The following is a 19694-nucleotide window of genomic DNA, read 5'->3' on the forward strand; positions in this document are numbered from 1 at the left end:
CGTCGCGAGGATGCCGGCGGCGCTCGCCGCCCCGGCCGCGCCGCGCTACTCCGCCCGCGGCGAGGCGCTGCTGGAGCGCTGCGCCACGCTGAGCGACCATTGCGAGGCCTTTGCGCCGGGCCTTCCGGGGCTCGACCTGTTTCCTCATACCCAGTGGCAGCGCCTGCTGCGTCGTCACTACCGCCAGGCCGAGCGCCCCTGGCTCGCCTACCAGACCCAGGGCGGGCTGCCGGCCTTGAAGGAAGCGCTGTGCGATTACCTGACGCTGTCGCGGGCGGTGCGCTGCCGCCCGGCGCAGATCGTGATCACCCAGGGCGCCCAGCAGGCCTTCGAGCTGGTCACCCATCTGCTGACCGACCCGGGCGACGGCGTGTGGATGGAGGAGCCCGGCTACGGCGGCGCCCAGACCAGCTTTCTGACGGCGAACCTTGCGGTGGTCCCCGTCCCGGTGGACGACGAGGGCATGAACCCGGCGCTCGCGCCCCAGGGCACTCCGCCGCCGCGGCTCATCTACGTGACGCCTTCGCACCAGTACCCGAGCGGGGTGACCATGCCGGTGGCGCGCCGCCTGGCACTTCTGGAGCAGGCAGCCGCCCACGACGCCTTGATCATCGAGGATGACTACGACAGCGAATTTCGCTACGACATCCCGCCCACCCCCTCGCTGCAGGGGCTTTCCGATCAGGCCCGAGTGCTCTACATCGGCACCTTCAGCAAGGTGCTCTACCCGGGGCTCAGAATGGGGTATCTCGTGCTCCCCGAGGCGATGGCGGACACCTTTCGCCTGGCCCAGGCGCGGCTTCATCGCGAAGGCCACTACCCGCTGCAGGCGGCGGTGGCGGAGTTCATCGCCACGGGCGACTTCTCGCGCCACATCGCCCGCATGCGTGCACGCTATCGCCAGCGCCAGACGCTGCTCCGCCAGGCGCTGGCCCCGGCAGTGAAGGCCGGGCTGCGGCTGTCGTCGGGCCACGCCGGCATGCACCTGGTGGCCGAACTCGAAAGCATCGAGCAGGAAACTCGGCTGACGGCGCTGGGACGCCAGGCGAGGGTGACGCTTTCACCGCTTTCGCGCTACTACCTGGGTACGCCGGCACGTGCGGGACTGGTGCTCGGCTATGCGGGCGCCCCGGATGAAACCATCCGGCGCGCCGGGCAGTGGCTTTGCAGCCTCTGGCTCGCCGAGGTGGCCGCGTCGAACGAAGGTCGACTATCTTGATGAGAGGCCCACGGCGTGGCGACCGGCGACGAATGGGCAGGGTCACGTATTCTCGGTATGCTCTCTTGTAGTAGGGTTACGCTTCACACGCGAATCGATACACCAAACATATCGGGAACACGGGTTCCCCCTGGGGTTAATGTGGCTCAACCGCTCTCTTCACCGGCACCGTCTCAGGCGTCTCGCTGCAAGGCCTGGAGCGTGCACGTGCTCACGGCCAGCGGAGTGCTGCTGGGCACCATGGCGCTGCTGGCGCTGATCGACGGCAACCCGGTGGCGTGCCTTCTGTGGCTGGGCGCGGCGATGATGGTGGACGGCTTCGACGGCACCCTGGCGCGCAAGTACGAGGTGAAGACGATCCTGCCCCACTTCGACGGCTCGACCCTGGACATGGTGATCGACTACCTCACCTGGGCGTTCATTCCGGCGCTGTTCATCTACTACTTCATCGACCTGCCGGCGGGCTTCGAGCTGCTGGCGGTGTTCACCATCCTGCTGTCGTCGATGTTCTGCTTCTGCAACGTCGACATGAAGAGCCAGGACAACTACTTCGTCGGCTTCCCGGCGGCCTGGAACATCGCCGCGGCCTACTTCTTCATTCTCGATTTCCCCCCCTGGCTGACGCTCGGCGCCATCCTGTTTCTCGCCGTGCTCACCGTCACCAAGATGAAGTTTCTCCACCCCTTCCGGGTGCGCCGCTTCATGCCGCTCAATATCGCCATCACCCTGATGTGGTGCGTGTGCGCCACCGTGCTGATTCTCGAAAGCCCCGTCCATCCCGGCTGGGCACTGCTGGGGCTGGCGGTGGCGTCCATCTACTTCGTGGGCATGTGCCTGTGGCGCACCGCCCAGGAGTGGTTCGACTGATCCACCCGCGTTTTCCCCAACCTGTCGAAAGGAGGCAAGGATGCCGCTGACCACCCGACAACGCGAGCGCTTCCGGGCGCTCGCCGCCGAGACCGACGGTATCGATCTCGAGGTGTACCAGCGCTTCGAGCGCGACCCGCTGGAGCCGATCATCGGCCTTGGCCGGCGCGATGTGCGCCTGGGCTTCTTCGGCCGCGACCCGGGCCGCGACGAGGTGCGCTTCAACGAGCCCTTCATCGGTGCCGGCGGCCAACTGGTCAGAAAGGCGCTCTACCGCCATCTTTTTGGTAAGGAAATGCCGGACTTCGACGCCGCAGAAGCGATCGGCGAGCACTTCTTCTGGATCAACACCGTGCCCTTCAAGCCGGTCGGCAACAAGGCGTGGTCGATGAAGGTCAAGCGCCGCTTTCATGGCCTGGTCAGCGAGGTACTGATCTCGCACTGGGAGGGCCGCACCCTGATCACCCTGGGGCGCGAAGCGTTTCTCTGGTTCGGCATCGGCCGCTCGAAGGAGGAGCGCGACCGGCTGGAGGCGTTCTGGAAGCGCGAAGACCGCTTCGAGCGCCATATCGACGTCACCCTGGAAGACGAGCACGGCAAGGCGCAGACCTTCACGCTCTACCCGCTCCCCCACCCGTCACCGCTCAATCAGACCTGGTACCGTCGCTTCCCGGATCTATTGAAGCAGCGCCTCGAGCAGCTGGACGTTCAGCGGGACAACCTGACACTATGAAGAGTCGTCCCGCCACCCGGTGAAGCCTGCCCAGAGGTTGGCTGCCGGGTCGATCATTCGGTCTCGAAAACGACCGGGAACTCGCCGGCCTCGTCACCGCAGGTTTCCTGGGCGCGATACTCGCTCAGGCGGAAATCCCCCTGCTCCCACTGCCAGGTACGCTCGCCACCGCAGCCGCCGGCGCCGCGATCCTTGTACCGGTCGGTCAGGACACCAGTGTCGAGGTCGAACTCGGGATCGAAGAGCCATTCCGTGCCGGTCCAGCTTCCGTTACGCCACAGGGCAAACAGCAGCTTGCGCGGCTCGCCCTCTTCCGGCTGGTAGATCGCCTCGAAAGACGTCTGGTAGGCACCCGCGTTGCACGGCACAAGTCACAGCTCGCCGCCCATGTCACCGTCGATCGTGTAGCGCTGAGGCACTATTCCCAGCGATTCGTCGATGGGGGTGCAGGTATCGCTCATCTGTGCAACGACAGCCTCGGGCGGTGCCGATGACTCACCGGTCGCCGACTTCGTGCCAGCCTCGACGGCAAATCCTATCGACAACCCCATGACCGCAGCTGTCATCCAGCCAAACGAACGTAACATCATGACCCTCTCCTTATTACGGTGAGCGTTCATGGCTCACCGCGGCTTGGCAACATGGCTACTTGATACGCCGATTCCGATCAAGTAGCCAGCACCAGGTAATGTCTTCCACTGTCATTTCTTATTTCGTTCTCGCTCAGTCATTACATGTTCGCGTAACGGTGGCTGTAATTGAGTTACCCCGCTGGTGCGGGGAACGGTTCCGCATGCCGTACTGCCAGCGGCTGTGAAACGGTTCATCCCCGTAGGCGCGGGGAGCGGATACACTCCGCTGCAGTGCGCCAGGGTGCGAGCGGTTCATCCCCGCAGGCGCGGGGAACGGACGGATCCAGTGTTCCGGATGATGGAGGCCGACGGTTCATCCCCGCAGGCGCGGGGATGAACCATCGAGAAAGGGGAGAGCGCACGCTGATGTATCCCGTTCCCCGCAGGCGCGGGGATGAACCGCGGCGGTGATGGGGCCCCTGGTTCTGGGGGCGCCGTTCCCCGCAGGCGCGGGGATGAACCGCGGCTGCGGGCGGTCTGGTACTTCTCGAGCGTCCGTTCCCCGCAGGCGTGGGGATGAACCGGGCGTGAAAAGCGTCGTCAAAAGCGTGGGCGACCGTTCTCCGCAGGCGCGGGGATGAACCGCAGGCGGGCCTCGCCCAGGCAATCATGTTCTTCCGTTCCCCGCAGGCGCAGGGATGAACCGGCTACGTGGCCCTGCTCTTTACCCGCTCCGGTCCGTTCCCCACAGGCGCGGGGATGAACCGATATCTAGCGTTAAGTCGTCTTTGACACGGCGCCGTTCCCCGCAATAGTGAGGCTGTTTGCGCGCTTTAGCCCGATTGACGCACGCGTGCGAGCTCGGCCATGGCCACGCGAGAGAGAAAGCCAGAGCGGGTCTTGTCGCCGGGGTGACGGGCCACGAAGTCGTCGATTTGCTTGAGCAGCAAGTCTGGCATGGTGACATTGATCTTGTGACTTTTACCCAGGTACGGGGTTACGTCGATCTCGACCACGGCCCAGATCCAACCGGTGAAGTCGGGGTTATCCATATGGTGGTCGATGGAGGTGGCCTCGGGGATGGGGTCGCCTGCTTCGACGGCCACTTCCAGCCATCCTTCGACGGCTTCTTTGGCGTTGACCAGAGCGTCTTCGAAGGTGTCGCCCGCCGAGTAGCACCCCGGCAGGTCTGGCACCGCAACGCCGTAGGCGTGCTGTTCATCTCCGCGTTCGATGGCAATGGGAAATAACATGGCTCTTTTCTCTCTATGATGCTGGGTGACGCAGAAGTGGCTCGCCTCATTCGAGGCCGGCGCTTTTCCTGATTCCTTTGACCAGCCCTGTTTTTCAAATCCTTTTTCGGATGGGGAACGGTGACCGTGCCGGGCTTGGTTGGATGGCGGAAATGGTGATGACTGCCTTTGACTCTGGCTAGCGTCCAGCCATCCGCTTTCAGCTCCTTGATCAATTCTTTGCTATTCACCTCCCACCCCTTGTTTTCATTTTGGGGTTACTATAACTCCGATATATCAAAGGATCAAAGCTAGAACCCTAATAACTCCATGGCTCTATCCCCGCAAACGCCGGGTGATGTGCTTACCAGGACATGGGGAAGTTCTTTTCAGGTTTAATCAGGTAGTTGTATCAAAGCTGTTGGCCGCCAACGATCATCCGTTCTCGATCAAGGGCGAGCTATGCGGTATGGGCGCAGTTTATTTAGTCACAGACCGTTTCCAAACTTCCTTTTGGATGCTGCACGCGCTATCGTCGATTCTTATTCGTTTGCTAAGTTGGCTGAGTCGACGTTCCGCAGGGTCATTTGGGTCGAACCAGCAGGCAAGGCGGGCAGCGTTTGCGAGCCGGACAGGTTTCGCTTTGTGAGCTGCTATCCGGATTGAGGAGATCAAGGTTTGGCGCTACCTACACGGCCTTCACGCCTACCGTCCTACCACCGCTACGCCGGCAAGGCGCTGCCCGGCCAGGCCGGAGATGCTTGCCATCTACTGGCGTGGCACAGCCTGGATGTCGCCGCGGTCGGCTGGCATCTGCTCGCTCCCGAGCGTCCGCTGACGAAGCAACTGGCCGCGAGATTGGATATCGAGCCCGAGCCGCTGCGGCGGCTGCTGGTCTTTCTGCTCGGCCTTCACGACATCGGCAAGTTTTCCCGTGCCTTTCAGGAGGTGCTGAAGCTTGCACTCGACGGCATGGCGCCGCCCCAGGGCAAGCCTTACCTGCAGCGTCACGATCGCTTGGGGGTACTGCTCTGGGATGCCTGCTGGAAAGAGTGGCGCAAGGCGGGTGTATTGCATTGGCCTGACGGTGAGGCGCGCGCCAGAAAGCTGCAGACGTCGATGAATCATCTAGTAGCACCGTTTTTCGGCCACCACGGTTTCCCAGTGGCTACTCGTCAGTTGACGCTTGCAGACTTTTTCGTCGACGACGGCGAGCTTGACGACACTACTGCCGCGCGAGACTTCGTGGCCGATTGGGCGGCGTTGATCGCGCCTCACTGGCCGGTCGACAAGCTGCTGGACGACGAGTGGCTGGCACACTTCAAGACGCTGAGCTGGACGATCGCCGGGTGGGCGACGCTGAGCGACTGGCTGGGCTCTCACCGGGACTATTTCCCCTATTGCCAAAAAGCCATGCGGCTCTCCGACTACTGGCCGAAGGCGCTCGAGCAAGCCGAGGCAGTGCTGAACGCCACCGGGTTCGCCCGCCCCCCGGAGCCGATTCCCTACACCGGGCTTGCCCACTGGTTTTCCGCTGACGTGACGCCGACCCCGCTGCAGCAAAAAGCGGAAACCCTGCCGCTCCAGGCCGAGCCGCAGCTGTTCATCCTCGAGGATGTGACTGGCGCCGGCAAGACCGAGGCCGCCTGCATCCTGGCCCAGCGGCTGCTGGCCGATGGCCATGGCGAAGGGCTCTATTTCGCGCTGCCCACCATGGCGACCTCCAACGCCATGTATACCCGTCTGGGTGATCTTCACCACCGCTTTTACAGCGCCGTCTCGAGGCCCTCTCTGGTGTTGGCGCACGGCGCGCGCGAACTCAACGAGGCGTTCGAGCGCGCCATCGTGCAGCCCGACCACGATGACTACGCCACGATGGATGCCAGCGCCTCGACCCAATGCAACCGCTGGCTGGCGGACTCCAACAAGAAGGCGCTGCTGGCCGATGTAGGCGTGGGCACCATCGATCAGGCGCTGATGGGTGGCCTGCCGTTTCGCCACCAGTCGCTGCGCCTGCTGGGGCTTTCGCGCAAGGTGCTAATCGTCGATGAAGTTCACGCTTTCGATCACTACATGCAGACCCTGCTGCACCAACTGCTGGCTCATCACGCCCGCCAGGGCGGCAGTGCCATTCTTCTGACGGCCACGCTTCCTCGCGCCATGCGCGAGGCGTTGACCGCGGCATGGCAGCATGGGTTGGGCGCAGCGCCATGGCCAATGGAAAAGACGGCGTACCCGCTGCTCACCCACTGCGGCGCGGAGACGATCGAAGAGATCCCGGTGGCCACGCGCCCGGAAGTCGCGCGCCGCGTGACCATCGACTGGCTGGAAAGCGAAGAGGAGGGGATCGAGCGCGTACTGGCCGCCGTGGACGCGGGTGAGTGCATCGTCTGGGTGCGCAATACCGTCGATGACGCCATCCGCGCCTTTCAAGCGCTGCGCGAGCGCCATCCGGACCCCGAGCGCTGCCTGCTGTTCCACGCCCGTTTCGCGATGGTGGATCGCCAGCGAATCGAGTCCGAGGTGATCCGTCGCTTCGGAAAAACGTCCGATAACCAGCTGAGGCGAGGTCAAGTAATTGTTACTACGCAGGTTTTTCAGGAATCTTTGGACTGCGATGCTGACCAAATGGTCAGTGACATTGCCCCCATCGATCTTTTGATTCAGCGCGCCGGCCGGCTTCAACGCCATCAGCGCGGCGCTCGCCCCGCGCCCGTGCTGCAGGTGCTGGCACCTGCATGGAGCGATACCCCCCGTGCCGACTGGCTGAGCCAAGCGCATCGCGGCACCCAGGCCGTTTACAAGGACACCTCACTGGTCTGGCTGACCATGCGCGTACTGCGCCAGCAAGGCGCCATCACCATGCCCACCGATGCCCGAACCTTGATCGAGGGCGTTTATGCCGCATCACCGGATGACCTGCCCGAAGCGTTCGACCAGGCGCACTTCGAGCACACCGGCATGGCGAAACACGCGGTCTCGATGGCCACCCACAACGCGCTGAATCTGGAAGAGGGCTACCGCCTCGATGACGATTTCGACCCCTGGCAGGAAGAGCGCGAAACGGGCACAAGGCTGAGCGACGAGCAAAGCATCGAGGTCGTGCTGCTCAAGCGCCGTGGGGAGGAGCTGGGGCTCTGGGTAGACGATCACCGCCACGCCGACCGACTCAGCCGCTGCCGCCTGAGAGAGAGCCAGGCCAGAAAACTGGCTCGGTTGCCGGAGATCTATGCCGAGCAGTGGGAAGCGCTTCAGCAGCGCCACCGCGGGCTGCGCTTCGTGCAGCCCTGGCTGCCGGAAGAGGAGGGCCAATGTGGTTACGACGCACAGTGGGGCGTGAGTTTTGAACAAGAATAGACATTGCCATTTTACTGAAAGGCAAGCGAGACAAGGTAAGTCAACAAGTACGATTAACGTCGAGATAATGCACGCGAGGTGCCGATGAATCTACTCACAGCCCCCTGGCTGCCGTTTCGCCATCGAGATGGCCGAATCGAATACCGCCCACCCCCGGCCCTCGCCGATCCTGACGTGCTCGATCTCGCACTCCCCCGCGCTGATTTTCAGGGCGCCGCCTGGCAGTTTCTGATCGCGCTTTTGCAGACGGCCATGACGCCGAAAGATACCGATGCTTGGCTCGATCATTACCAGACGCCACCCCGCGTGGCCGAACTCGATGACCTGTTGGCACCCTTTACCTCGGCCTTCGAGCTCGATGGTGACGGGCCGCGCTTCATGCAAGACATTGACCCACTTGAGGATGTTAAAGAAGCTTCTGTTAGTAGCCTTCTAGTTGATTCTCCAGGCGTTAGTACGATCAAGAAAAATCGAGACTTCTTTGTCAAACGCGATCGTGTCGAAAAGCTCTGCACAAACTGCACGGCGTTAGCACTCCATACCATGCAGATCAACGCGCCTGAAGGTGGGGCTGGAATACGCACAGGGCTACGAGGCGGCGGGCCTTTAACCACACTGATTTTGCCGGAAGACGAAGAAAGTTCGCTTTGGGCTCGCCTATGGCCCAACGTGATGCCGACCGATGCGGTAAAACAGAAAGGTCAGCGCTGGCGTGCGCCGGTGGCTGACGATAGCGAACTGTTCTTCTGGATGGCCAATACCCGGGTCAGTGACAAGAAAGGCACCGAAGTTCTGCCTGAGCAAGTGCATCCTTTGCACGCCCTCTGGTCAATGCCACGGCGCTTTAGGCTTTTGTTCGACGATGAGTCTGGTTGTTGCGACATTTGTGGCAATGAGTCGAAACAACTGGTTCGTCGCTTACGATCAAAAAAGCATGGCGCCAACTATGACGGTCCTTGGCGACACCCGCTCACACCATATCGTATGAATCCAAAAAAACTTGATGAGTTTCCTTTGTCCACGAAAGGCCAACCTGGTGGGCCAAGTGGCTACCAGCACTGGTTGGGTCTCATGCTGAAAGATGAGATCGTCAGCGGCACATTGCCTGCCCGTGTGGTCACTCATCACCTCAAGAAATACGAAATGGTAGAAGCCGCGTGCGACGATGGAGAAGCGTTCGATGCGCTGTTCAAGCATACCCGGCTCTGGGTCTTCGGTTACGACATGAAGCAAATGGAAGCGCGTGGTTGGTACAACGTCGAGATGCCGCTGATAGGAGTGCCCGATTTCTATCAAGATACCCTGCGTGATTGGGTCAAACGTTTTGTCGAGTTGGCTGAAAATATTGTTAAAGAACTTCGCGATCGACTTAGAGATGCTTGGTTTAGAAGACCTAAAGACGCCAAGGGAGACATGAGCCAGATCGACGCCCAGTTCTTCGAGGCCACCCAACTGGCGTTTTTCACCGCGCTGCGTGAGATGGGTGAGGTGCTACGCGAAGAAGGACTGCACGAGGCAGGAAAGTCTCCCACGCTGTCACCCGACATTCACCGCCAATGGTATCTGGCACTCAAGCGTGAGGCGTTGACGCTGTTCGACGCCCAGGCGATCAGCGGCCCGCTGGAAGGCATGAAAATGCAGCAGCTCGAGCGTATTACCAGCGCGCGGCGCTATTTGCTGATGTATCTGAACGGTAGTGGCAAAAAGGTCGGCAAGACGGTGCAGGCGTTTGCCGCGACAGGTGGTTTCGAACTGACCAAGCCAATTATTGAAGACGATTCCGAGGTAAGTACCGCATGAATGAAGCAGAACAAAAAATCTCGCCAGAGGTAAAAAGCATGGCCACAACGGGCGATAAAGAAAAAGAATATCGCCATGCGCTTACCTCGGAAGAGGCTTACACGCTGCGCCTGTGGTGGCAGCGATTGACACTTGATCCTCCAGCACTAAAAAAAATCACCGAGGCGCCAGCTTACCCACGCGGCGTGCGCGCCACGCTGCGCCGCTGTGACACGGTCGAATCCGTCATGCTGACCGAGGCGTTCCGTCATTTATGGCAGGCACTTGAAACAAAGGCCTGGCAGAAGGAGGCCCCCTGGGCTTCCCGTGAACGGCGCATCGAAACCTGGGCGGCCATCGCCGCCGTGGCGAGCGAGCTGCGTAGCGATACCTTCGATGCCCCGCTGGGCAAGCGCCTGGGCGAGAAGCGCCCTAATACCGGCGACACCCCCCGAATGAGCGATCTGCGCTTTCAGCAGTTGCTCGATTGCCATACGCCCGAAGAGCTGATTCGTCGCTTTCGCCGCGCGCTCAAGCTCGCCGATAACGCTGGCGTCAGTGTGGTTCGTCTGGGCGATATGGTCGCGCTCTGGGAGCGCGAGCAGCGCGGTCAGTATCGCGCCGAGGCCACCCAGCGCTTTGCTTTTCTCATGAGTGATGCCTACTTCCAGGCGCGCGCGTTGAAACCGGGCGTCGGGGGCTGAGCGGCGGCCACCGTTCATCAAATACGTTTCAGTCTCACTCCACCATCTTTACTCAGGGAACACGACATGAGCCACTTTATTCAGCTTCACTTGCTTACTTCCTATCCGCCTTCCAACCTCAACCGCGACGACCTGGGCCGCCCCAAGACGGCCTTCATGGGGGGTGCCCGGCGGCTGCGCGTTTCCTCACAAAGCTTGAAGCGCAACTGGCGCACGTCCGATCTCTTTGAATCGGCGGTCGACGGCCACAAGGGCACGCGCACCAAGCGGCTGGGCAAGCAGGTGTTCGACCGCATGGTGCAGGCGGGCGCCAACGAGAAAGTGGCCGGTAGCAGCGCCGAGAAGATCGCCGGTGTCTTCGGCAAGCTGCGCAAGGTCGAAAAAGGCGAAAAACACGAGTACGAAATCGAGCAACTGGTGCATGTCGGTCCGGAGGAGCTCAACGCGCTGGAAGCCCTGGCGGATACGCTGGGTGCTGCGAACCGCGAGCCGAGTGACGACGAGCTCAAGGGCCTGCTCGCCCGGCGGCCCACCGCCGTCGATGTGGCGCTGTTCGGGCGGATGCTGGCTGCCGCGCCCAGCTACAACGTTGAAGCCGCCTGCCAGGTAGCGCATGCCATCACGGTGCACGCCGCCGAGGTCGAGGACGACTACTTCACCGCCGTCGATGATCTCAACACGGGCGATGAGGACCGCGGTGCAGCCCACATCGGTGAGGCTGGATTCGCCGCCGGACTGTTCTATCTCTACCTCTGCATCGACCGCGACCTGCTGGTCGAGAACCTTCAGGGCAACACCGATCTGGCCGACCGCGCCATCGCCGCGCTGGTGGAATCTGCCGTCAAGATCTCGCCCAAGGGCAAGCAGAACAGTTTCGGTTCGCGTGCCCACGCCAGTTACGTGCTGGCCGAGAAGGGCGACCAGCAGCCACGTTCGCTGTCGGCGTCTTTCCTGCAGCCGGTCATGGGAGAAGGCCAGGGCATCGAGGCGATCCGAAAGCTGGAGACCCAGGCCCAGGCCTTTGACGATGCCTACGGTGCCGGTGCGGATCGGCGTTTCGTCCTCTCGGCCACGCCCGAGTACGAAGCGCCAGCACTTAAAGGCGATCTTCAGCGCGGCAACCTGCAGGAGCTGCTGACCTTTCTCAAGGGCGACGACTAAGCGGAGGCGATATGCCACACCATCTGGTTTTTCGCCTCTACGCGCCCATGGCGAGCTGGGGCGAAGCGGCGGTCGGCGAAACGCGGCCGACGGCCACGTACCCGGGCCGCAGCGCGATCCTCGGGCTGATCGGGGCGGCATTGGGCATCCGGCGCGACGACGATGAGGGCCAGCGTCAACTGCGCGAAGGCCTTCAAGTCGCAGTCAAGCAGCGCTCGCCCGGGCTTCTGATGCGCGATTATCACACCGTGCAGGTGCCGCCATCTCAATCGAAGGTGACTCATCGCTCGCGTCGCGAGGAGCTGTCGGTGCCCAAGGCATCACTCAATACCATTCTCTCCTCGCGGGACTACCGTTGCGATGGCCTGTGGAGCGTGGCGGTACGCGTGACCGCCAAGGCTTGCTGGACGCTTGCCGAACTCAAAAGCGCGCTGGAAAAGCCCCGCTTCCCGCTCTATCTCGGCCGTAAGGCGTGCCCGCTCGCCGCCCCCCTGGTGCCGACCCTGGTCGAGGCCGACCACTGGCGCCAGGCGCTGGACCACTGCTTTGAAAGCGCGCTGGACCCAACAACGCCTACCCGGCTGGCGCTGGTGGGCAACGAGAAAAAGGACAAGGACTTGCTGCGTCTGCCCGACGAAGTGCTCTACGCCTGGGAAGGCGAGGCCGACGCACTCGACGGCGATGCCACCTCGAGTGAATCCAGCGAGGCCTGGGACGAGCCGCTGCACCGTCGCCGCTGGCAGTTCGGCCCGCGTCTGGAGCATCGACGCATCGAGAAAGGGGAGGGCGCACGCTGATGTATCTTTCAAGTATCCGGCTGGATCTCAACGACCTCTCCCGCGCCGAGCTGTTCGATGTACTGGAAGGCGGCGCCTATACCGCCCACCAACTGCTCTGGCGGCTGTTTCCCGGTGTGCCAAAGGGCGAGCGGCCCTTCATCTTTCGACAGGAGATGGAAGAGGATGCCAACGGCAAGAGCGCTGGGCTTCCCCGCTTCTACATGGGGTCCGACCGGCCCCCCGAACCCGTGAAAGGCTTCGAGGTGCAGTGCAAGCCGTTTGCCCCGAAGCTCGCCAAGGGTGATCGATTGGCGTTTCGCCTGCGTGCCAACCCTACCGTTGCCAAACCGGCGGGCCAGGGCCAGCGCTCCCGGCGCGCCGATGTGTTGATGGACGCGCGCTATCCCTTTCCCAAAGGAGAGCGAACGAGCCAAGCCTGCGTCGCGGCGATGGACGCCGCAGCACGCCACTGGCTCGACAGTCGCGCGGAAGACTTCGGCTTCACGCTGGCCGTCACGCCGGAAGTGGGCGCTTACCGTCAGCACGCGCTGGGCAAGAAGGAGGGCGGCCAGCCCATTCGCTACTCCAGCGTGGATTACGAAGGCCTGCTGGAAGTGACCGACCCCACACTGCTCGGTCAAACGCTTCAACAGGGTATTGGCCGCGCCAAGGCGTTTGGCTGTGGGCTACTGCTGCTGCGCCGCTTGCCGGAGTGATCCATGAGCTTCATTCCCCTCAAGCCCATCCCTCTGAAGGATCGCATGTCGATGATCTTCGTCGGCATGGGGCAGATCGATGTGCGCGACGGTGCGTTCGTGGTCGTCGACGAGGTCAACGGCGAGCGCATGCATATTCCGGTCGGCTCGGTAGCGTGCCTGCTGCTCGAGCCCGGCACGCGGGTCTCTCACGCGGCGGTCAAGCTGGCCTCGGTCGTCGGCACGCTGTTGATCTGGGTGGGCGATGCCGGGGTGAGGCTCTACAGCGCCGGCCAGCCGGGTGGAGCCCGTTCGGACAAGCTGCTCTATCAGGCCCGGCTGGCGTTGGATGAGAGCCTGCGGCTCAAGGTCGTGCGCAAGATGTTCGAGCTGCGTTTTGGCGAGGAACCGCCCTCCCGGCGCAGCGTCGAGCAGTTGCGCGGCATAGAAGGCGCGCGGGTACGCAAGACCTACCAGGTGCTCGCCAAGCAGTACGGGCTGAAATGGCATGGAAGACGCTATGACCCGAAACAATGGGATGCTTCGGACGTAGCCAATCAGTGCCTCTCGGCCGCCACCGCCTGCCTCTATGGCATTACAGAAGCCGCGATTCTGGCGGCGGGTTACGCTCCGGCCATCGGGTTTCTGCACACCGGCAAGCCCTTGAGCTTCGTCTACGACATCGCCGATATCGTCAAATTCGAAACCGTGGTTCCGGCGGCATTTCGCATCGCCGCGAAGAACCCGCCCATGCCCGAGCGCGAGGTGCGCGTGGCCTGTCGTGATGCGTTCAAGCAGACCCGGCTGCTTCAGCGCATCATTCCCATGATCGAAGAGGTGCTGGCTGCCGGTGACATTGAGCCTCCACTGCCGCCGGAGGATGCCGTGCCGCCCGCCATTCCCGAGCCGGAATCGCTGGGCGACAGTGGCCACAGGAGCAGATGACATGGCGATGCTGGTCGTGGTGACGGAAGCGGTGCCCCCGCGCTTGCGAGGTCGGCTGGCCGTCTGGCTGCTGGAAATTCGCGCCGGGGTCTACGTGGGCGATGTCAGCAAGCGCATCAGGGAGATGATCTGGGAGCAGATCGAGGTACTGGCCGAGGAGGGCGGCAACGTCGCCATGGCCTGGGCCAGCAATCACGAATCGGGCTTCGAGTTCCAGACGTTTGGCGACAACCGGCGTATTCCCATCGACCACGACGGTTTACGGTTGGTGCGCTTTTTACCGCCTAAAGACAAGTAGCTGTTTTAAAAGCTCTTTAACAAAAAGTGGCTGTATAAAAAATGATCAAAATCGCTGGTGAATTTTCCATTGGCGATTTTTCTTTTTTAAAACAAGTGACTACAATTAGACCGTTCCCCGCGCCTGCGGGGATGAACCGCCGCGCTTGAACATCAGCACCTACGGCACGCGCCGTTCCCCGCGCCTGCGGGGAACGGTGGTTGGTCAGCGCGCTGGCACTGTACAGCCCCGGTTCATCCCCGCGCCTGCGGGGAACGGGACGTGTGGCCGGGTAGCGAGGTGAAGCGGTTCGGTTCATCCCCGCGCCTGCGGGGAACGGTACCCGACCGCGATCGTGATGGGGCACAACGGCGGTTCATCCCCGCGCCTGCGGGGAACGGGCATAAATACATCATCTGGTAGAAAAATAAACCGGTTCATCCCCGCGCCTGCGGGGAACGGGGCGTGCGAATGGTCGGTTTCAACAACCAAACCGGTTCATCCCCGCGCCTGCGGGGAACGGCATTCCCATGCAATGGTTTCTCTACGCGGGTGCGGTTCATCCCCGCCCCTGCGGGGAACGGGCCATAGAATATTACGATTCGCTAGGTAAAACGGTTCATCCCCGCGCCTGCGGGGAACGGCATCATGTCGTAATTGCCGGCCACCTTCAGCGCGGTTCATCCCCGCGCCTGCGGGGAACGGTCTAATTATAGACAATTGATCTAAAAGACAAAAACAGGCAACAAAAAAGCCACCACCGTTCCTGGTTACTTTTTGATCAACAACATATTATTAAAGAACCATGAAATCAGTTACTTGCAGAATCGTTATAAAAGTCCACCAAGCGTGATGTTATAGCTGCGTATTCACGGTGGTGTCTACCGAGTCATACGTCGCTCCTCGAGCGGCTGCAGGGCTTCCTCGACCATCGCTCCCGCTGCCTCACCCACCCGGCGCACGGCATCTTCGATATCCGGCGTAAGTGTGAACGCGTAGTTCAAGCGCAAGCACTGGCGAAACTTGCCGGAGGCGGAGAATAGCGCTCCCGGGGCGACGTGGAGGCGGTGCGCGGCCAGGTGGTCGTTGAGGCGCAGGCAGTCCACGGCGGCGGGCAGTTCCACCCAGAGCATAAAGCCGCCCTGGGGGTAGCTGATGCCGGTGCCGGGCGGGAAGTAGCGCTGCACCCAGCCAATCATCACGTCGCGCTGGCGTTGGTACTGGCGGATGACCGCGCGCAGGTGGCGATCGAAATGGCCCTTGGCGATGAATTCCGCCACCGCCCGCTGGGGCAGCGTGGCCGAGGCGCCGGTGGAGACGTACTTCATGTGCAGCGCCTGGTCCCGGTAGCGCCCCGGCGCCAGCCAACCGACTCGAAATCCGGGGCCCAGGGTCTTGGAAAAGCCGCTGCACAGCAGCACCCGGCCATCGTCGTCGAAGGATTTCACGGTCGGCGGGCGGGGTTGGGAGTAGGCCAGGTCGCCGTAGATATCGTCCTCGATGATCGCTACGTCGAAGCGCTGGGCGAGCTGCACGAGCGCGCGCTTGCGCTCGGCGGGCAGGGTGTAGCCCAGCGGGTTGTTGAAGGTGGGCGTGATTTGGATCGCGCGAATCGGCCACTGCTCGAGCGCCAGCTCCAGCGCTTCGAGACTGATACCGGTTTGCGGGTCGGTAGGAATCTCCAGTGCCTTCAGGCCGTTGGCCTTGAGGATCTGCAGGGTGCCATAGAAGCTGGGGGAGTCCACTGCCACCACGTCGCCGGGCTGGGTCAGAATGCGCAGGGCGATGGCCAGCGCCTCCTGGCAGCCCGTGGTGATCAGGATGTCGTCCGGGTGCAGCAGGCAGTTGGACGCCACCGCCAGCTTGGCGATCTGCTGGCGAAGCTCGGGGCTGCCGATGAGCGTGTCGTAGTTGAAGCCATTGAGATCGGTACGGCGATGCAGCCCGCCCAAGATCTTCGACAGCGGCTTGAGCGTGGCGCATTCGAGGTTCGGCACCCCGCGCCCCAGCTGCAGACGGTCGTCGTCGCGCCGGGTGGCGATGAGCTCCAGTACCTGATCCCACTGGGAGACGTCCAGCGGCCGCTGGGCCGGGCGTGACGCCGAGGGCAGCACCGAAGGCGCGTGGCCCGGCCGCACGAAGTAGCCGGATTTCGGGCGTGATTCGATCAGCACCGCGTCCATGAGTTGCCGATACGCTTCCTGCGCGGTCGAGATGCCCACGTTCATTTCCTGGCACACGGCGCGAATCGACGGCAAGCGATCCCCCGGCCGGTAAAGGCCATGCTCGATGCGCTCGCGCAATACAGCGGCCACGGATTCATAGCGTGTCACGGTGCCTTCCTCATCAGTCACCATACAGATAGTGGCTAAACCCACCCTACAGCCTTGCAACATACCCCATCTGTATTGATAAAACAGTTATTTCTATATCTGTATGGCGACCGTTCCACTGAGTAACCTTGAAGCGTCACCTACCGGAGGACGCCCCATGCCCCGCTTCACGCTCAACCAACTTCGTGCCGGCTTGCATCGTTATCTCGAGCGTCGCCGCAGCCGCCGCCAGCTCGCTACCCTCGACGACCGCCTCTTGAGGGATGTCGGCATCAGCCGCGCCCAGGTTCGCCGCGAAAGCCGCCGCCTTTTCTGACGCCCTCTTTTACGAAGGATCTTTTATGAAAACCGCGACCTACCACCTGCTCGACGTCTTCACCGATACCCGCTTCGCCGGCAACCAGCTCGCCGTGTTTCTCGATGCCGACGCGTTCGAGAGCGCCACGTGCCAGGCGATCGCCCGGGAGCTCAACCTGGCGGAAACGGTTTTCCTGGGTCGCGCCGACGCGGCGAATCGCTACCCGATGCGCATCTTCACGCCGGTCGAAGAGCTCGATTTCGCCGGCCACCCGACCGTGGGCACCGCCTGGCTTCTGGCCGATCTCGGCCTGGTCGATCGCAGGCAGACGCTGACGCTGGTGCCGCCAGTCGGCGCGCTGCCCATCACTTTCGACGCTGACCGAGCCAGCTTCATCACCGCGCGCCCCGCCCGGATAGAACCGAGCGCGCTGGACGGCCCCGCCGCCGCGGCGCTGCTGGGGCTCGAGGCGCACCAGGTCGTCGGCACGCCCGTGATCTCTTCCTGCGGGCTGGCCTTTCATCTGATCGAGCTGCGTGATCTGACAGCGCTGGCGGCGGTCAGCCTCTCGGCCGCCGAATGGAAGGCCCGCGTGGCGCCAACCGGTGTCGAGCAAGTCTATCTCTACGTGACCGATACCCCGCCGCTGCTTCGCACCCGCATGTTCTCCCGCGAGCACGGCGTGTGCGAGGATGCCGCCACCGGCAGCGCGGCGGCGGCACTGAGCGGCTACCTTGCCACCACCGGAACGGCGCGGCGCTGGGCCCTTCACCAGGGCGTGGAAATGGGCCGGCCCAGCGTGATCGACACCGCCATGGAGGCTGACCGGGTACGCGTCGGTGGCCGCGCCGTCTGGGTCGGCAAGGGAGAACTTCGGATCGATTAGCCCTCCATGCTCCGGCATAACAACCTGCCGCTGCTGATGGGATGCCACTACCAAGGCGGCTGAGGCCGCCGTCGCGGATGCCTCGCTGCGCTCGTTATGCCGCGCTACGGGGCTAGGGATACATCAGAGCAAGAACCGTAGTGCGGGTAAGCCGGCAGGTATACCCGCGAATTCGTGACACATCAAGCACGCACCGTAGCGCGGGTAAGCCGGCAGGCGCACCCGCGAAGCTCTGCCTTGTCACCGATGCTCGCGCAAAAGCGTTCAGGCGTCGCCGATGAAGACCGTACCCGAGCCCTCGACGATGGTGTTGCCGTGGCCGCCGACGCTGCCGAGCACGGCGGCGGGTTTGCCGTTGATGAACACCGTGGAGGAGACCGCGGAGGCGATGGGGCTGCCGCAGGCGGAGCTGTCGCCGAGGCGGGCGGCATTGAGCCCGTCGTGGAACACGTCCGGTGAGCCCTCGACCAGCGGGTTGGTGCCGTGCCCAGTTTTCGGGCAGGCGGTGTCGTCGGTGACGCGTGCTGCCGGCTTTCCACTCATGAGAGAACTCCTTCAAAACGATGCATTTCGTCGGTCGCCGCTGGCCCGCCGGCGAGGGCGGCCTTAGCGTTCATCCTGGCGCGCCTTGCCCCACTGGCCAATGCCTTCGGCGATCAGGCTCAGCTGGCGGACCACCAGCGCGCCGGTCTCCTCGTCGCCGCCGGTGAGCTGGCGGCGCTTGAACTCGCGCTTGATCGCTTCCCAGCGCGCCTTCTCCTCGTCGCTTTGCGTGCCGCGCAGCTCCTTGAGCTTGAGCAGGTTCTCCTCGGCGCCCTGGGTGAGAAGCTGGGCCTCGCCCACGTAGTGGTCGTCGATGATCGCCTGGAGCTCGTCGTCGCTCAGAATGGGCGAGATCTTCTCCGCCAGGCGGTTCATGTTGCGATAGCTCCCCTGCAGGCGAAACGGCGGCTCCGTGCGGTACTCGTCGGCCTGGGCACTGGAGGCGATGTACTGCTGGTTGACCCGCAACACCACCTCGCGCACCTTGAACATGTTCCTGAGCACGGCGAGGATCTCCTCGCGCTCCGCTGCGCTGTAGTCGTGCTCGAAGTCGGTGCTCGGCACCTCGCGGCCCCGGGCCAGGTCGACGAAGCGGTAGAAGTCGTCGAGCCCGCGGGTGGCCAGCGGCGCCAGCACGGTGTTGGCGCTCATCGAGTTCTCGATGTAGGAGAGCGCGAACACCTCCTCCATGCCGCTGAGCACGTCGCCCAGGTTGTAGACGTCGGCGCGGTTGGCGAGCATGTCCGGCACCTTGAAGACGTCGCCGCTTTCCGTGTAGGGGTTGCCCGCCATGGCGATGCAGAAGCGCTTGCCGCGCATGTCGTAGGTCTTGGTGCGCCCGTTCCAGATGCCGTCGATGCGCCGGCTGCCGTCACACAGCGAGATGAACTTCTGCAAGAACTCCGGGTGGGTGTGCTGGATGTCGTCGAGGTAGAGCATGACGTTGTTGCCCATCTCGAAGGCCAGGTTGAGCTTGATGAGCTCGGCGCGCGCGGTGGAGTGGGTCGCCGCCTCCGGGTCGAGCGAGGTGACGTCGTGCCCCAGGCTCGGGCAGTTGATCTTCATGAAGATCAGTCCCAGGCGGTTGGCGACGTACTCCATCAGCGTGGTCTTGCCGTAGCCCGGCGGCGAGATCATCATCAACAGCCCGCTGTTGTCGGAGCGGCGCGTATCGCCCACGGTGCCCATCTGCTTGGCCAGGTTGTCGCCGATGATCGGCAGGTAGCTCTCGGTGATCAGCTTGTTGCGCACGAAGGAGTTCAGCGGCTTGGGCAGGTACTCCTCGAGGCGCAGGCGCTCGCGCTGCTCGTTGAG

The 19694-nt window shown here is 62.9% G+C and carries 19 protein-coding genes, 1 pseudogene and 1 CRISPR repeat array; of the genes and pseudogenes, 13 read left to right on the forward strand and 7 right to left on the reverse strand.

Annotation, left to right across the window (positions count from 1 at the left end; translation table 11 throughout):
• The 3 genes from BIS11_RS00775 to BIS11_RS00785 form a co-directional block, all read left to right on the forward strand.
• Positions 1–1219: PLP-dependent aminotransferase family protein (locus BIS11_RS00775; RefSeq protein WP_253585649.1), on the forward strand; the 1219-nt coding region annotated here is incomplete at its 5' end.
• 141 nt (positions 1220–1360) lie between these two features.
• Complete coding sequence (gene pcsA, locus BIS11_RS00780; RefSeq protein WP_367399037.1) at positions 1361–2086, forward strand: phosphatidylcholine synthase; 726 nt, start codon at positions 1361–1363, stop codon at positions 2084–2086.
• Between the two features lie 40 nt (positions 2087–2126).
• Entirely contained in the window at positions 2127–2819 is a 693-nt protein-coding gene (locus tag BIS11_RS00785; protein ID WP_253418378.1) for a uracil-DNA glycosylase family protein, read from the forward strand.
• A gap of 53 nt (positions 2820–2872) precedes the next feature.
• On the opposite strand, the gene BIS11_RS00790 is transcribed toward BIS11_RS00785, so the two are convergent.
• From BIS11_RS00790 to BIS11_RS00805, 4 genes and pseudogenes are all read right to left on the reverse strand, one after another.
• The gene (locus BIS11_RS00790) at positions 2873–3187 is read right to left on the reverse strand and encodes a DUF1176 domain-containing protein (protein ID WP_253418376.1); all 315 of its coding nucleotides are present in this window, start codon (positions 3185–3187) and stop codon (positions 2873–2875) included.
• 3 nt (positions 3188–3190) lie between these two features.
• The gene (locus BIS11_RS00795) at positions 3191–3409 is read right to left on the reverse strand and encodes a hypothetical protein (protein ID WP_253418373.1); all 219 of its coding nucleotides are present in this window, start codon (positions 3407–3409) and stop codon (positions 3191–3193) included.
• A gap of 815 nt (positions 3410–4224) precedes the next feature.
• Positions 4225–4644, reverse strand: a complete 420-nt coding sequence (locus tag BIS11_RS00800; protein ID WP_253418371.1) for a type II toxin-antitoxin system HicB family antitoxin — start codon at positions 4642–4644, stop codon at positions 4225–4227.
• Between the two features lie 152 nt (positions 4645–4796).
• Positions 4797–4874 (reverse strand): annotated as a pseudogene (locus BIS11_RS00805) (type II toxin-antitoxin system HicA family toxin); the annotation flags it as partial.
• Between the two features lie 427 nt (positions 4875–5301).
• Here BIS11_RS00805 and cas3 point away from each other — a divergent pair.
• The 8 genes from cas3 (at position 5302) to cas2e (ending at position 14341) form a co-directional block, all read left to right on the forward strand.
• Positions 5302–7980, forward strand: coding sequence for a CRISPR-associated helicase Cas3' (gene cas3 / locus BIS11_RS00810; protein ID WP_253418369.1), 2679 nt, complete (start codon positions 5302–5304; stop codon positions 7978–7980).
• An 84-nt stretch (positions 7981–8064) separates the two neighbouring features.
• Positions 8065–9780: a type I-E CRISPR-associated protein Cse1/CasA gene (casA, locus tag BIS11_RS00815; RefSeq protein ID WP_253418367.1), complete on the forward strand. Its 1716-nt coding sequence runs from the start codon at positions 8065–8067 to the stop codon at positions 9778–9780.
• Complete coding sequence (gene casB, locus BIS11_RS00820) at positions 9777–10463, forward strand: type I-E CRISPR-associated protein Cse2/CasB (protein ID WP_253418365.1); 687 nt, start codon at positions 9777–9779, stop codon at positions 10461–10463. The genes casA and casB overlap by 4 nt, the downstream gene beginning before the upstream one ends.
• A 66-nt stretch (positions 10464–10529) precedes the next feature.
• Positions 10530–11624 (forward strand): type I-E CRISPR-associated protein Cas7/Cse4/CasC, encoded by a 1095-nt coding sequence (cas7e, locus tag BIS11_RS00825; protein ID WP_253418363.1) that lies wholly within the window; start codon positions 10530–10532, stop codon positions 11622–11624.
• Positions 11625–11635: 11 nt separating this feature from the next.
• Positions 11636–12421, forward strand: a complete 786-nt coding sequence (cas5e, locus tag BIS11_RS00830) for a type I-E CRISPR-associated protein Cas5/CasD (RefSeq protein WP_253418361.1) — start codon at positions 11636–11638, stop codon at positions 12419–12421.
• Positions 12421–13119 carry a type I-E CRISPR-associated protein Cas6/Cse3/CasE gene (cas6e, locus tag BIS11_RS00835; RefSeq protein ID WP_253418358.1) on the forward strand — a complete coding sequence of 233 codons (699 nt, stop codon included), beginning with the start codon at positions 12421–12423 and terminating at the stop codon, positions 13117–13119. The genes cas5e and cas6e overlap by 1 nt, the downstream gene beginning before the upstream one ends.
• A 3-nt stretch (positions 13120–13122) precedes the next feature.
• On the forward strand, positions 13123–14043 hold the full coding sequence (cas1e, locus tag BIS11_RS00840) for a type I-E CRISPR-associated endonuclease Cas1e (RefSeq protein ID WP_253418355.1): 921 nt from the start codon (positions 13123–13125) through the stop codon (positions 14041–14043).
• 1 nt (position 14044) lies between these two features.
• The gene (gene cas2e, locus BIS11_RS00845) at positions 14045–14341 is read left to right on the forward strand and encodes a type I-E CRISPR-associated endoribonuclease Cas2e (RefSeq protein ID WP_253418352.1); all 297 of its coding nucleotides are present in this window, start codon (positions 14045–14047) and stop codon (positions 14339–14341) included.
• Between the two features lie 114 nt (positions 14342–14455).
• Positions 14456–15025: direct repeats of the CRISPR family, unit length 22 nt; unit sequence TCCCCGCGCCTGCGGGGAACGG.
• 176 nt (positions 15026–15201) lie between these two features.
• On the opposite strand, the gene BIS11_RS00850 is transcribed toward cas2e, so the two are convergent.
• The gene (locus tag BIS11_RS00850) at positions 15202–16653 is read right to left on the reverse strand and encodes a PLP-dependent aminotransferase family protein (RefSeq protein ID WP_253418350.1); all 1452 of its coding nucleotides are present in this window, start codon (positions 16651–16653) and stop codon (positions 15202–15204) included.
• 157 nt (positions 16654–16810) lie between these two features.
• Here BIS11_RS00850 and BIS11_RS00855 point away from each other — a divergent pair, with 157 nt between their 5' ends.
• The gene (locus tag BIS11_RS00855; RefSeq protein WP_253418347.1) at positions 16811–16969 is read left to right on the forward strand and encodes a DUF1127 domain-containing protein; all 159 of its coding nucleotides are present in this window, start codon (positions 16811–16813) and stop codon (positions 16967–16969) included.
• A 25-nt stretch (positions 16970–16994) separates the two neighbouring features.
• Positions 16995–17837: a PhzF family phenazine biosynthesis protein gene (locus BIS11_RS00860; RefSeq protein ID WP_253418345.1), complete on the forward strand. Its 843-nt coding sequence runs from the start codon at positions 16995–16997 to the stop codon at positions 17835–17837.
• 264 nt (positions 17838–18101) lie between these two features.
• Here BIS11_RS00860 and BIS11_RS00865 read toward each other — a convergent pair whose 3' ends face one another.
• Together BIS11_RS00865 and BIS11_RS00870 are read right to left on the reverse strand one after the other, a co-directional pair.
• Positions 18102–18380, reverse strand: coding sequence for a PAAR domain-containing protein (locus tag BIS11_RS00865; protein ID WP_253418342.1), 279 nt, complete (start codon positions 18378–18380; stop codon positions 18102–18104).
• 63 nt (positions 18381–18443) lie between these two features.
• Positions 18444–19694: AAA family ATPase (locus tag BIS11_RS00870; RefSeq protein ID WP_253585651.1), on the reverse strand; the 1251-nt coding region annotated here is incomplete at its 5' end.

Origin of the sequence: Halomonas sp. 707D4 (assembly GCF_024158685.1) — a bacterium.
Classification (GTDB): Bacteria; Pseudomonadota; Gammaproteobacteria; order Pseudomonadales; family Halomonadaceae; genus Vreelandella.